Raw genomic sequence first — 12,795 nt, forward strand, 5'->3', positions numbered from 1 at the left:
TTGCAGCATACTCTGCTAAAACATACCCCATTTTTATGGAATTGAAACGATAATTTTGACGGATTTGTAACGCAAAAATGACAAAAAAAAGCCACCCATCAGAGTGGCTTAATGGCTGGCAAGGTTCAGCAGATAACTATTCCGTCAGCGCCCGGCGAATCACCTCCAGCGCCTGCTGGAACTGTTTCTCCGGAATGGTGAGTGGGTAAAGGAAACGAATCACGTTACCGTACACACCGCAACTCAACAGCAGAACGCCTTCCGCCAGCGCACGTTCCTGGACGAGTTTGGTGAACTCCGGCGACGGCTCGCCACTTTGCGGGTCGATAAACTCTACCGCCACCATCGAGCCTAAACCGCGGACATCGGCAATCGCCGGGCAGATTTCGCGTGCTTTATTAAGCACTTCGATCAAGTGCTGGCCAAGATGGTTCGCTCGCGTGCACAGCGCCTCTTCTTCAATAACGTCCAGCACCGCATGCGCTGCGGCTATCGCTAGCGGGTTACCGGCGTAGGTGCCGCCTAAACCGCCCGGTGCTGGTGCGTCCATCACCTCCGCGCGTCCGACAACGCCGGAGAGGGGGAAGCCACCGGCCAGGCTTTTAGCCATGGTGATAAGGTCAGGTTTCACGCTGTGATAATCCATGGCGAACAGCTTGCCGGTGCGGGCAAAACCGGTCTGCACTTCATCAGCGATCAGCAAAATCCCGTGGGTATCGCACAGCGCGCGCAGACCCTGCATAAAATCAGCGGGTGCGACGTTAAAACCACCTTCACCCTGCACCGGCTCGAGAATAATCGCCGCCACCTGATCGGGTGCGATATCGGCTTTAAAGATATGGGTCAGGCTTTTCAGCGCCATTTCGGTGGTGACGCCGTGGGCGGCGTTCGGATAAATACCGTGATAGACCGAGCCCGGGAACGGGCCAAAGCCAATTTTATACGGTGCCACTTTGCCGGTGAGCGCCATGGTCATAAAGGTACGGCCGTGGAAGCCGCCGCCGAAGGTGATAAGCCCTGGGCGTTTGGTGTAGGCGCGGGCAATCTTCACCGCGTTTTCCACCGCCTCAGCCCCGGTGCTGAAGAAAGCGGTTTTGGCATTCCCCGCGATCGGTGCCGCAGCATTGATACGTTCTGCTAATGATACGTAGCTTTCATAGGGCACGATTTGATAGGCAGTGTGGGTGAATGCCTTGAGCTGGTTCTCGACGGCAGCAATCACCTGCGGGTGGCGGTGGCCGGTGTTGAGCACCGCAATCCCAGCGGCAAAATCGATATACTCATTGCCCTCAATATCCCACAGCGTGGCGTTCTCCGCGCGCTCTGCGTAGAAACCGCACATCACGCCAACGCCGCGTGGCGTTGCCTGTAAACGCCGATGATTCAGTGACTCGTTACTCACGGTAAACCCCCTGCCGTTAAAAGACGGAAAAATGCGTAGCGCATATTCAGTCTTTGCCATCGCCTGCATTAACGCCAGCGGCAAAACGGAAATAAACAGAGGAAAGCGTGATGACGGTAGGATAAAAAAACAAAACCCCCGGATGGGCATCCAGGGGTTATCGGAGCGGTGAACTAACCGGCGTGATTAGGCTTCAATCGCCGCACGCAGTTTTTTCATCGCATTCTTTTCAAGCTGACGAACACGCTCGGCGGAAACGCCATAACGGTCGGCCAGTTCTTGCAGCGTAGACTTGTTGTCTTCGTCCAGCCAGCGGGCGCGAATAATGTCCTGACTACGTTCGTCCAGACCCTGCATCGCGTCGGTCAGCTTGTTGGCTGCCTGCTCTTCCCAGTTGTCGTCTTCGATGCCATCGGCAAAGTTGGACGATTTGTCCTGCAGATAGAGCACAGGTGCAACGGCATGGCTTTCTGAGTCATCGTCAGAAGTCATATCAAACGCCATGTCCTGCGCCGCCATACGAGATTCCATCTCGCGGACGTCTTTGCTGGACACGCCCAGTTCACGGGCCACCATTTCAACTTCATCCTGGTTAAACCAGCCCAGACGCTGCTTGTTTTTACGCAGGTTGAAGAACAGCTTACGCTGTGCTTTGGTGGTCGCGACTTTGACGATACGCCAGTTACGCAGCACGTATTCGTGAATTTCCGCTTTGATCCAATGCACGGCAAAGGAAACCAGACGGACGCCCACTTCTGGGTTAAAACGACGCACCGCTTTCATCAGGCCGATATTGCCTTCCTGAATCAGGTCCGCCTGCGGCAGGCCATAGCCCGAGTAATTACGAGCAATATGAACAACAAAGCGCAGGTGAGACAGGATCAGCGTTTTAGCTGCTTCCAGATCGCCCTGGTAATGCAGCCGTTCAGCAAGCGCCTTTTCTTCATCAGCCGTCAACATCGGCCATGTGTTCGCAGCCCGGATATAGGATTCCAGGTTACCGACAGGGGCTAACGCTAAATTTTGCATTTCTTTGGTCATTCAAATCCTCTCAATTCACTTCATACTGGCGGAGGCTTGCCGATATACGCAACAAACATGCCAGGCTCTATGAGCAACGAGAATATCATCCGCTCTTTTATCAGACCGTGAGTTTATCCACAAGTTCAATGCAACTGTGTGAATAAATTACGCACAAAATGTGACACGCGATAAGCGCGAGGGCAGAAAGATGGGGTTTAAAACGCATCCCCTGCGGACGTGGGTCGTCGCAGGGGATGATTATAACAGAACTTTTTTAATCGGGGGTAAAGTGGCGTAAATGTTGGACCGTGGCAAGCCAGGCGGCCACCCAGCCAATCATCGAGCACAGCAGGAGTAGCAGCAGGCATTCGTCAAACGACAAGCCACTCAGCTCAAACTGGGTACCAAATACCCGCGCCACTTCCGTCACCGCCGATGACAGACGCATCACCAGAATCTCCGACAGAATCAGCGACAGGAACGCACCGGAGAAGCCCAGCAGCGCGCCACCGTACAGGAACGGACGCAGGATAAAACCATCCGTTGCACCAATCAGCTTCTGCACGTTAATGGTGTCACGGCGGGCAAAGATACTCAGACGCACGCTGTTACCAATGACGAGGAAGACCGCTGCAACCATCAGCACACCAATCATCGCCGATACGCGGCCCACAAGTCCGGTAATGGACGCCAGACGGGAGAACCAGCTGTCATCCATACGCACTTCGTTGACGCCCTGAATCTGCGCCACGCGGTCACGTAACGTGTTCAACGCATCGGTAGTCTGGAAATCGATTTTCGGGACAACCACAGCCACGGCAGGCAGCGGGTTCTCTTCGAGCATATCCAGCGCCCCGCCAAAGCCCGACCAGTTACGGAACTCGCCCAAGGCTTCATCGCGGGAGAGGTAGTTCACTTTATCTACGCCCTGCTCGGCCTGTAGCTGCCCAACCACTTTCGCCGCCGCATCGTCATCCAGCGTTTTTTCCAGATAAACCGTGATCTGCGGAGAAGGATAGTACTGTGAAGCCGCAGTGTTGACGTTCTTGTAAACCATGTAGCAAACGCTCGGCAGCGTCAGAGAGATGGCGATAACCATCACCGTCAGGAAGGTAGCGATAGGCTTGCTTTTCAGGTCCTGCACCGCGCCCTGCCAGGCATAACGCACCTGCTCATTGAATACGTTGGTTTTACGCGAGTTCGGTTTTGGCGCGGGTTTTCCGCGCTTCGGCGCATTACGCCCCGTATCGCCAGAAGCCGTTACCGACTTGCGAAAACGGTCAAGACGGCCGCCGAACTGGCGGATTTGATTCATTGCATCACGCTTATTCACCCGTCAAGCCTCCATGCAAGTGACCGTCGCTCAGCGTCAGCATGCGGTATGAACGACGAGAGATGAGATTGATATCGTGCGTCGCCATCAGCACCGTCACCCCAACGCGGTTAAACTCTTCAAATAGACGCAAAATGCCTTCCGACAGCGCATCATCAAGGTTACCGGTCGGTTCATCCGCCAGCAGTACCGCAGGCTTGTTGACCACCGCACGGGCGATCCCCACACGCTGCTGTTCACCGCCGGAGAGCTGAATCGGGAGATTTTTCGCTTTATCGAGCAGGCCGACTTTATCCAGCGCCGCAGAGACGCGGCGGCGAATATCATCATAGCTTGCACCCGCAATAATCAGCGGGATAGCCACGTTATCAAACACGGTGCGGTCCATCAGCAGATGGTGATCCTGGAAAATCATGCCGATCTGGCGACGCAAGAACGGCACCTCACGGTTTTGCAGGCGGCTGATATCATGGCCGCTGAACAAAATTTTCCCGGCGCTTGGCCGTTCGATCCCGCAGATAAGCTTCAGCAGGGTACTTTTACCTGCGCCGGAATGGCCGGTCAGGAATGCCATCTCGCCTGGCTGCAGGTGAAAAGTCACCCCCTGCAGCGCTTGTCTCCCGCCGAGATAGGCTTTGCTGACGTGTTCAAAGCGAATCATGATTAATCCTCTCGGGCAAAAAGTGCCTCTATAAAATCGCCCGCTTTAAACGGACGTAAGTCCTCAATACGTTCACCGACGCCGATATAACGAATCGGAATGCCGAACTGATCTGCCACGGAGAATATCACCCCGCCTTTGGCAGTTCCGTCGAGTTTGGTCAGCGTGATGCCGGTCAGGCCCACCGCTTCATGGAACAGTTTGGCCTGGCTAATGGCATTTTGCCCGGTGCTAGCGTCAATCGTCAGCATCACTTCGTGCGGCGCATCGACATCCAGCTTCTTCATCACGCGGACAATTTTCTTCAGTTCTTCCATCAGGTGCGACTTGTTCTGCAGACGCCCTGCGGTATCGGCAATCAGCACATCCACGTTACGCGCTTTCGCTGCCTGAATGGCATCGAAAATGACCGAGGCAGAATCTGCGCCGGTATGCTGCGCAATTACTGGAATATTGTTGCGCTCACCCCACACCTGGAGCTGCTCAACTGCCGCCGCACGGAAAGTATCCCCCGCCGCCAGCATCACCGTTTTACCCTGCTGCTCGAACTGGCGCGCCAGCTTGCCGATGGTGGTGGTTTTACCCACACCGTTGACGCCAACCATCAGAATAACGAACGGCGTTTTGCCTTCAATATTAAGCGGTTCATCCACTTTTGCGAGGATTTCACCCATTTCATCTTTCAGCAGGCCGTACAGCGCTTCCGCATCTTTAAGCTGTTTACGGCTGGCCGTTTCGGTCAGGCTGGCGATGATTTTACGGGTGGTATCCACGCCGACGTCGGCAATCAGCAGCTGCTCTTCCAGCTCTTCAAACAGATCATCGTCGATTTTCTTGCCACGGAACAGACTGATAAATCCGGAACCGAGGTTTTCTTTGGTTTTTAACAGGCTACGCTTCAGGCGGGCGAAGAAACCTTCTTTGGTCGGTTTTTCCTGTTCCTGCTGTGCGGCAGGTTCTTCCTCTACCGGCTGTTCTTCGGCTTCTTCACCTGCCGCTTCGTCCTGCGGAGCGGCAGCCAACGCCAGCGCTTCCAGCTCTTCGTCGCTCAGCTCAGTCTCTTCAGCGTCAGCTTCTTCGGTCGCGACGGTTTCGGCAGCGGCTTCAACTTCAGGTGCAATCACGTCAACAACCGGCAGATCTTCGACGCGTACAGGTGCGGTTTCTTCGACAACCGGTGTTTCTTCATCGGCTACGGGAGCGTTGTCTTCAACGACCGGCAGTTCTTCAACTAATACAGGAGCAAGCTCTTCAACAACCGGAGTTTCTTCCACCGCGGCAGGGGCATTTTCTTCGACAACCGGCAGGTCTTCTACCCGGACAGGCTCTTCGACGCTCGGCGTTTCTGCGACGACAGTTGGCGCGTTGTCCTCAACCACCGGCAGTTCTTCCACCTGCACCGGAGCAGACTCTTCGGCGACCAGAGGTTCTTCAACCGCAGAAACGGCTTCTTCAGCACGCACGTGCGATTTTTCGCTTTCCGCTACCTGCTCAGTGACCTCAACCACATCAGCGGCGAAAACTTCACTTTCTTCAACCGTATGCGCATCGGCATTCTCTTTGGCGGCAACGTCTTCAACCGCTGGCGTTTCAACAACCGTCTCAGGATCAACCGCTGGCGTTTCTAGTGCCGGCTGTTCTTCAATTTTTTCTTCTGATTCAACAACCTGATCCTGTTCTTTTTGACCAAAGCCCAGCCAGGAAAAAAACCCGCGTTTTTTCTCTTTTGCCATTTGCAACCACACTCCCCGCTGATAATTGATGGCGCCACTTCGCCACAATCGACGCGAAGGCTGAAATAATGATGAAATTAGTCGCTTAGTCTACCACTTAACTTCCCTGGCTTCACCGCTTTCACCCGGCAGAGCAGATCGCTAGAATAGCAGGCTGAAAGAGCGATCAGAGTGAGCAAATGAAAAAACCAACCTCCGGCGGCAGTGGCCAGATCCGCATTATTGGCGGGCAGTGGCGCGGCCGTAAACTTCCTGTCCCCGACAGCCCAGGTCTCAGACCCACCACCGACCGCGTGCGTGAAACCCTTTTTAACTGGCTAGCGCCGTCAATGGTAGACGCCCGCTGTCTGGACTGTTTCGCCGGTAGCGGCGCGTTAGGGCTGGAAGCACTCTCCCGTTATGCCGCCAGCACGACGCTGCTGGAGATGGAGCGTCACGTTGCTCAGCAGCTGCAAAAAAATCTCGCCACGCTCAAAGCCGAACACGGCAAAGTGGTGAACACCAACACCCTGACCTACCTTAACCAGAGCGGAACACCGCACGATGTGGTGTTTGTCGATCCACCGTTCCGTAAAGGGCTGCTGGAAGAGACGTTAAACCTGCTGGAAGCACACGGCTGGCTGGCGGAAAGCGCGCTCATCTACGTTGAAAGCGAAGTGGAAAACGGTATGCCGCCGGTGCCCGCCAGCTGGAGTCTGCACCGGGAAAAAATCGCCGGCCAGGTTGCTTACCGCCTCTATCATCGTGAAGTGCAGGGAGAAAAGGATGCTGATTAATCTGGGTCGCTTGTTAATGCTGTGCGTATGGGGATTTCTGGTGCTGAATGTCATTCAGCCGTTCCCGCGCCCGCTGAATATTTTCGTCAACGTCGCACTGATTTTTATGGTGTTAATGCACGGTATGCAGATGGCACTGCTGCAGTCCACGATGCCAAAAGATGGCCCGCAGATGACGTTTGGCGAGAAAGTTCGCATTTTTCTCTTTGGCGTGTTTGAACTGTTGGTGTGGCAAAAGAAAACGGCTGCCAGCCTGAAAAAGAAGAAATAAACCTGTCGGCCTGGTGAGCGCACCAGGCCAGCATGACCTATTCCGCCTTAAAATCGACAAATCGCGAGCCTTTATAGCTCAACGTTCCTTTATCCCCGACGGTAAGCTGATGATACTGCTCAGCTTCTACGCGAAAACTCACCTCCAGCCCGCCCTGTTCAGGCTTAAAGCTGACGTCATAGCGTATTTCACTGCCTGCGGGAACCACCGTCTGCTGACGCGAGCGGCGGTCATTCAGTACTTTTTCCCTTTTATTGCTCACTACCACCCGCTTTTGCAGCAGCGGCGCGGCGTCGTTATCCATCTTTTCCCGGCGCTGTTGAACGTAGCGAAACGAGGCGGCGATGACGATAACCGCCACCACGACGACGAAAAAAAGGGGCATCTTGCTCATTTCAGATTCTCTTAAGAATTTACGCAAATCATAGTAAACGGCGCAGTCAGTCATTGTCATCCTGCATTCCCCACTACTACACTGGACATTCAGGACTGGAAATACCGTACCTATTAAGATAACAGATACAGGGACTTAATATGCTTTGGTCGTTTATCGCAGTGTTCTTTTCCGGGTGGCTCTATGTTGACGCCGCCTACCGTGGCCCAACCTGGCAGCGCTGGGCATTCAAACCTATCACGCTCATTTTACTGCTGTTTCTTGCGTGGCAGGCACCGATGTTTAACGCTATCAGCTATCTGGTGCTGGCGGGTCTGTGTGCCGCGCTGGTCGGCGATGCGCTAACGCTGCTGCCACGACAGCGCATGCTCTATGCGGTGGGGGCCTTTTTCCTTTCGCACCTGCTTTATACCATCTGGTTTGCCGGTCAGTTGACCTTCACCTTCTTCTGGCCGCTGCCGGTGATATTACTGGTGATTGGCGCGCTGCTGCTAGTCACGATCTGGACAAGGCTGGAAGAGATGCGTCTGCCGGTGCTGGCGTTTGTTGGCATGACGCTGGTTATGGTCTGGGTGGCGGGCGAACTGTGGTTCCTGCGCCCAACCGATACCGCGATGTCCGGGTTCTTCGGCGCCGCGCTATTGCTGATTGGCAATATTATCTGGCTGGTGAGTCACTATCGTTGTCGCTTCCGCGCGGATACCGCCATTTACGCCGCCTGCTACTTTGCCGGACACTTCTTTATCGTTCGCGCACTTTATTTGTAATTTCCTGCTTGACTCTGGAGTCGACTCCAGAGTGTATGCTGCGCTTAATGAAACAACGATCATTAACCGGAGGATACGATGTCGACTCCAGAGACGCATGACAAAAAAGCCCCGCAGTTCTCCTCATTCAAGCTGGCTCCTGCCCCACAGACGCAGGACGATTGCTGCTGCGACAGCCAATGTGCCACCGCCCCGGAGCCGGTAGAAAGCCCGTTGGATGCGCGCTACAGCTGGGTGGTTAACGGCATGGACTGCGCCGCCTGCGCCCGCAAAGTGGAAACTGCCGCGCGCCAGGTTGCCGGAGTGAAGCAGGCCAAAGTGCTGTTTGCCACCGAAAAACTGCTGGTCGATGCCGACGATGACGTCCGTGCGCAGATTGAAAAAGCGGTCAGCGCCGCGGGCTACACGCTGCGCAGCGAAGACGCCTCCGAACCAGAAGCCAAAACCTCCCGCTTGCGGGAAAACCTGCCGCTGATTGCGCTTATCGTCATGATGGCTATCAGTTGGGGGCTTGAGCAGTTTAACCATCCGCTCGGCAATTTGGCCTTTATTGCCACCACCCTGGTCGGGCTGTTCCCTATCGCCCGCCAGTCACTGCGCCTCATTAAAAGCGGCAGTTGGTTTGCCATCGAAACGCTGATGAGCGTAGCGGCCATCGGCGCGCTGTTTATCGGCGCGACGGCGGAAGCGGCAATGGTGCTGCTGCTATTTTTAATCGGCGAACGACTCGAAGGCTGGGCCGCCAACCGCGCGCGTCAGGGCGTGAGCGCGCTGATGGCGTTGAAGCCCGATACCGCCGTGCGGGTGCGCGACGGCCGACGTGAAACCGTGGCGCAGAAAGATTTGCAACCCGGCGATGTGATTGAAGTGGCCGCCGGTGGTCGTCTCCCCGCTGATGGCAAGCTTATTACGCCATTCGCCAGCTTCGATGAAAGCGCCCTCACCGGCGAGTCGATCCCGGTTGAACGCAGTACGGGCGAAAGCGTCCCAGCAGGCGCCACCAGCGCCGACCGTCTGGTGCAGCTCAGCGTCATCTCCAAACCCGGCGATAGCGCCATCGACCGTATCCTGCGTCTGATCGAAGAAGCGGAAGAACGCCGTGCGCCGATAGAGCGTTTTATCGACCGTTTCAGCCGTATCTACACGCCGGTGATAATGGCCGTTGCGCTGCTGGTTGCGCTGGTGCCACCGCTGCTGCTCTCCGCCTCTTGGGAAGAGTGGATTTACAAAGGGCTGACCCTGCTGCTGATTGGCTGTCCATGTGCACTGGTGATCTCCACACCGGCGGCAATTACATCGGGTCTGGCCACCGCAGCGCGCCACGGAGCGCTGATTAAAGGCGGTGCGGCGCTGGAACAATTAGGCCGTATCACCCAGATGGCCTTTGATAAGACCGGCACCCTGACGCTCGGCAAACCGCAGGTGACGGCGGTCATCCCTACCACGGATGTTGATGAATCGGCACTGCTGGCGATGGCCGCCGCCGTCGAGCAGGGTTCTACTCACCCACTGGCCCAAGCGGTAGTGCGGGAAGCTCAGCAGCGTAATCTCACCATCCCGCAAGCGCTGGCTCAGCGTGCGCTGGTCGGCTCAGGAATTGAAGCGGAAGTCGACGGCCAACGTATCGTTATCTGCGCAGCGGGTAAATTCCCCGCGGAGGCACAGCAGGCAAACATTGAGCAACTGGAAAGTCAGGGCAACACAGTTGTGCTGGTAACGCGTAATGACATGCTGCTGGGGATTCTGGCGCTTCGCGATACGGTGCGTCAGGAAGCGCGTCAGGCCGTGGATGGCCTACGCGAACTGGGCATTCAGGGGGTGATTCTGACCGGTGATAACCCACGTGCGGCGGCGGCAATTGCCGACGAGCTTGGCATGGCCTACCGCGCCAATCTGTTGCCCGCCGATAAAGTCAAAGAGGTCACCGCGCTTAACGCTCAGGGGCCGCTGGCGATGGTCGGCGACGGTATCAATGACGCCCCGGCGATGAAAGCAGCGGCGATGGGCATTGCGATGGGCAGCGGTACCGACGTGGCGCTGGAAACCGCCGATGCGGCGCTGACCCACAACCGTTTAACCGGGCTGGTACAGATGATTCGTCTGGCGCGCGCCACCCACGCCAACGTACGGCAGAACATCACCATTGCGCTGGGGTTGAAAGGGATTTTCCTCATCACCACCCTGCTGGGAATGACCGGGCTTTGGCTGGCCGTGCTGGCCGATACCGGCGCCACCGTGCTGGTAACGCTCAACGCCCTGCGTCTGCTGCGAGGGAAGTTTACCGCTTAATGCAGAGTATGCTGGCGCTGCGTTTATCAAGCCGATAATGAGGCAGGGTAAGCGTAGCGCTTACCCAACCTCTACACAGTTCCGGGCGGTCACTTTGACCGCCCGCCGCATCGATATCATCCAGGTTGATTTATCGCCTCAAGCACCACCAGTTTATCGCTGACGAACTTCTTCGCCGCCGGCGTACTTGCCGCCGCCAGCTCCGCCTGTAATGCCGCCTTTTTCTGCTGCTTCGCCTGTGGGTCACTAAACAGCAGTTCTTTCACATTGAATGACGCCACGTTGCTGTAGCGCCCATCGTCAGTGGTCGGGACGCTGATTTTGCCTTCATTGAGCAACGTGTCGACGATTTTACTTTCACGGTCATAACCTTGCAGGCCAACCAGCTGCCAGCGCTGCTCCGTCACACCCTGATATTGACCCTTTTTCACTTCGCTCAGATAACGGATTGTCAGATTTCGAATCGTACCGGCCTCTTCGCCATATTCCGCTTTCGTGTCCGAGAGCACCGGGAACTGCATGCCTTCCAGCACGCCGCCTTTTTGCGTCAGATGACCCATGCGGTAGCTGTTCATCCCCAGGCGAATCGGCGTGTTGTCCGTCACCGGCGTACCATCGACCATTTTCAGGTCCTGAATGCGCTGCCCAGCCGGTTGGCGCAGGTCGATTTTATAGGTCACCCCGTCGAAGAAATCATTGGTGGAGTATTTGGACGCTCGGCGCTGCGGATTAAAGCTGTAGGTCACGTCACCGTCATGCAACTGATTGAAGTAACCGGCAGACCACTCCATGTATTTCTTGAGCTCTTTGCCCGTCAGCTGATAGACGGTAATTTCACCGCCTGCATACTGGTAGTTAAAAGCGATATCTTTCGCCGTGATGGTGCCAACGTTGAGTTTGGGACGGTCGTTATCAATCTGCAGCGCAATCACCTGCGCCTTCGGCGCGTAGTGGCGACTGGCTTCCTGATACAGCTTGCTGATGCCGGTGTCCTGAATATGCACCTGCGGAATGCCCTTCACCGCATCCGGCGGCACCAGATCCTGGCCACTCAGTTGAGCAATCGGGCGATTGGCGTTAGCGCGCAGAATCTTGTGATACGGCTGATAGACTTCTTCCAGCGTCTTATCGGACGCCATGCCTTTAATGGCATACGTATAGCTGTCTTTGTTAATCAGTACGTATTTGCCATTGTGTTGCTCAAACTGCAGGTCGATACGCGACAGCGCACGGCCATACTTATCCGGTTCGGTGACGATAACGCCGTTAATCACCTCTTTGTCGACTTTTACGTGCATATGCCCGGCAACAATAGCCGCCAGTTCAGGGTTCGCGCGCGCGATATCCCCCACGCCGGTTCCCGGCCTCTCGTTCTCGTTATCGATGCCCATATGTGCCACCAGCACAATGGCGTCCACCTGGCCCTGAATTTGCGCAATGGTCTTTTTCACGGCATCAACGGGGTCAGTAAAGTTCAGCCCCTTCACGCGGTCGGTGCCTTTGGCAAATTCGGCGGTCATCGGCGTATCCATACCGATAATGCCAATCTTCACGCCCTGGCGTTCAATGATTTTAGACGCCGGGAGGTACGGTTTTCCGCTGTCCCACAGGATATTGCCGGCCAGCGCCGTGCCTTTAAACTGGTTCAGCGAGGTCGACAACGATTTCAGGCCGAAGTCGAATTCGTGGTTACCCATCACCCAGACGTCATAGTCCAGCGCGTTAAAACCCAGGATCATCGGGCTGGTTTTGTCGTTCTTGAAGGTCTCGACAAAGTTGCCCTGAATGGTATCGCCTGCGTCGACCAGAATGACGTTAGGCTGTTCATTGCGGACCTGACGCACCTTGGTGGCAATCTGGCTCAAGCTGCCCGCCAGGTTTTCAGTGTCCGTTGAGTAGTCCCACGGTACAAAAGTGCCATGAAGATCGGAGGTGCCGAGGATGGTGATATTGACGGGTTCAGCCATCGCCGCAGAGGTACCCAGAGAAAGTAAAAGCGCAAGAATCGATTTTTTCATTTTTATTTGATGTGCCGGAAGGGAAACGAGGGGAAATTATGCGATTCACATCAATAAATTGGCTAGCAGCTTTACAGGATAGACATTGAAACTGAGAGGCAGCTCAAGATTAGCAGTACGAACAATTC

General features: G+C 55.5%; 11 protein-coding genes. 4 read left to right on the top strand and 7 right to left on the bottom strand.

Features of this window, described 5'->3' with window-relative positions; genetic code table 11:
• Nucleotides 1-136: 136 nt before the first annotated feature.
• The 5 genes from KP80_RS06995 to ftsY all read right to left on the bottom strand — a co-directional run bounded on the left by KP80_RS06995 (nucleotide 137) and on the right by ftsY (nucleotide 6,152).
• On the bottom strand, nucleotides 137-1,402 hold the full coding sequence (locus KP80_RS06995; RefSeq protein ID WP_052282979.1) for a 4-aminobutyrate--2-oxoglutarate transaminase: 1,266 nt from the start codon (nucleotides 1,400-1,402) through the stop codon (nucleotides 137-139).
• A gap of 186 nt (nucleotides 1,403-1,588) precedes the next feature.
• Nucleotides 1,589-2,443 (bottom strand): RNA polymerase sigma factor RpoH, encoded by an 855-nt coding sequence (gene rpoH / locus KP80_RS07000; RefSeq protein ID WP_052282876.1) that lies wholly within the window; start codon nucleotides 2,441-2,443, stop codon nucleotides 1,589-1,591.
• Nucleotides 2,444-2,699: 256 nt separating this feature from the next.
• A complete protein-coding gene (gene ftsX, locus KP80_RS07005) occupies nucleotides 2,700-3,758 on the bottom strand; it encodes a permease-like cell division protein FtsX (protein ID WP_052282877.1) in 1,059 nt (352 codons plus the stop codon).
• A complete protein-coding gene (gene ftsE, locus KP80_RS07010) occupies nucleotides 3,751-4,419 on the bottom strand; it encodes a cell division ATP-binding protein FtsE (protein ID WP_052282878.1) in 669 nt (222 codons plus the stop codon). The genes ftsX and ftsE overlap by 8 nt, the downstream gene beginning before the upstream one ends.
• Nucleotides 4,420-4,421: 2 nt before the next feature.
• The gene (gene ftsY / locus KP80_RS07015) at nucleotides 4,422-6,152 is read right to left on the bottom strand and encodes a signal recognition particle-docking protein FtsY (protein ID WP_052282879.1); all 1,731 of its coding nucleotides are present in this window, start codon (nucleotides 6,150-6,152) and stop codon (nucleotides 4,422-4,424) included.
• Between the two features lie 179 nt (nucleotides 6,153-6,331).
• On the opposite strand from ftsY, the gene rsmD reads away from it, so the two are divergent.
• The gene (rsmD, locus tag KP80_RS07020; protein WP_052282880.1) at nucleotides 6,332-6,928 is read left to right on the top strand and encodes a 16S rRNA (guanine(966)-N(2))-methyltransferase; all 597 of its coding nucleotides are present in this window, start codon (nucleotides 6,332-6,334) and stop codon (nucleotides 6,926-6,928) included.
• On the top strand, nucleotides 6,918-7,199 hold the full coding sequence (locus KP80_RS07025; protein ID WP_052282881.1) for a DUF1145 family protein: 282 nt from the start codon (nucleotides 6,918-6,920) through the stop codon (nucleotides 7,197-7,199). The genes rsmD and KP80_RS07025 overlap by 11 nt, the downstream gene beginning before the upstream one ends.
• Before the next feature lie 37 nt (nucleotides 7,200-7,236).
• On the opposite strand, the gene KP80_RS07030 is transcribed toward KP80_RS07025, so the two are convergent.
• On the bottom strand, nucleotides 7,237-7,593 hold the full coding sequence (locus tag KP80_RS07030) for a DUF2500 domain-containing protein (RefSeq protein ID WP_052282980.1): 357 nt from the start codon (nucleotides 7,591-7,593) through the stop codon (nucleotides 7,237-7,239).
• 140 nt (nucleotides 7,594-7,733) lie between these two features.
• Between KP80_RS07030 and KP80_RS07035 the strand changes: the two genes are divergently transcribed.
• Together KP80_RS07035 and zntA are read left to right on the top strand one after the other, a co-directional pair.
• The gene (locus KP80_RS07035) at nucleotides 7,734-8,360 is read left to right on the top strand and encodes a lysoplasmalogenase (protein ID WP_052282882.1); all 627 of its coding nucleotides are present in this window, start codon (nucleotides 7,734-7,736) and stop codon (nucleotides 8,358-8,360) included.
• A gap of 78 nt (nucleotides 8,361-8,438) precedes the next feature.
• Nucleotides 8,439-10,649 (top strand): Zn(II)/Cd(II)/Pb(II) translocating P-type ATPase ZntA, encoded by a 2,211-nt coding sequence (gene zntA, locus KP80_RS07040; protein ID WP_052282883.1) that lies wholly within the window; start codon nucleotides 8,439-8,441, stop codon nucleotides 10,647-10,649.
• Nucleotides 10,650-10,765: 116 nt separating this feature from the next.
• On the opposite strand, the gene KP80_RS07045 is transcribed toward zntA, so the two are convergent.
• On the bottom strand, nucleotides 10,766-12,667 hold the full coding sequence (locus KP80_RS07045; protein ID WP_052282884.1) for a bifunctional metallophosphatase/5'-nucleotidase: 1,902 nt from the start codon (nucleotides 12,665-12,667) through the stop codon (nucleotides 10,766-10,768).
• Nucleotides 12,668-12,795: the final 128 nt, after the last annotated feature.

The sequence above is a fragment of the Kluyvera genomosp. 1 genome (genome assembly GCF_001266615.1).
Classification (GTDB): Bacteria; Pseudomonadota; Gammaproteobacteria; order Enterobacterales; family Enterobacteriaceae; genus Kluyvera; species Kluyvera cryocrescens_A.

What these genes read in the sequence shown, in the direction of transcription:
- rpoH (WP_052282876.1), bottom strand. Translation starts at nt 2,443, where the DNA reads ATGACCAAAGAAATGCAAAATTTAGCGTTAGCCCCTGTCGGTAACCTG.
- ftsE (WP_052282878.1), bottom strand. Translation starts at nt 4,419, where the DNA reads ATGATTCGCTTTGAACACGTCAGCAAAGCCTATCTCGGCGGGAGACAA.
- ftsY (WP_052282879.1), bottom strand. Translation starts at nt 6,152, where the DNA reads ATGGCAAAAGAGAAAAAACGCGGGTTTTTTTCCTGGCTGGGCTTTGGT.
- rsmD (WP_052282880.1), top strand. Translation starts at nt 6,332, where the DNA reads ATGAAAAAACCAACCTCCGGCGGCAGTGGCCAGATCCGCATTATTGGC.
- KP80_RS07025 (WP_052282881.1), top strand. Translation starts at nt 6,918, where the DNA reads ATGCTGATTAATCTGGGTCGCTTGTTAATGCTGTGCGTATGGGGATTT.
- KP80_RS07030 (WP_052282980.1), bottom strand. Translation starts at nt 7,593, where the DNA reads ATGAGCAAGATGCCCCTTTTTTTCGTCGTCGTGGTGGCGGTTATCGTC.
- KP80_RS07035 (WP_052282882.1), top strand. Translation starts at nt 7,734, where the DNA reads ATGCTTTGGTCGTTTATCGCAGTGTTCTTTTCCGGGTGGCTCTATGTT.
- zntA (WP_052282883.1), top strand. Translation starts at nt 8,439, where the DNA reads ATGTCGACTCCAGAGACGCATGACAAAAAAGCCCCGCAGTTCTCCTCA.
- KP80_RS07045 (WP_052282884.1), bottom strand. Translation starts at nt 12,667, where the DNA reads ATGAAAAAATCGATTCTTGCGCTTTTACTTTCTCTGGGTACCTCTGCG.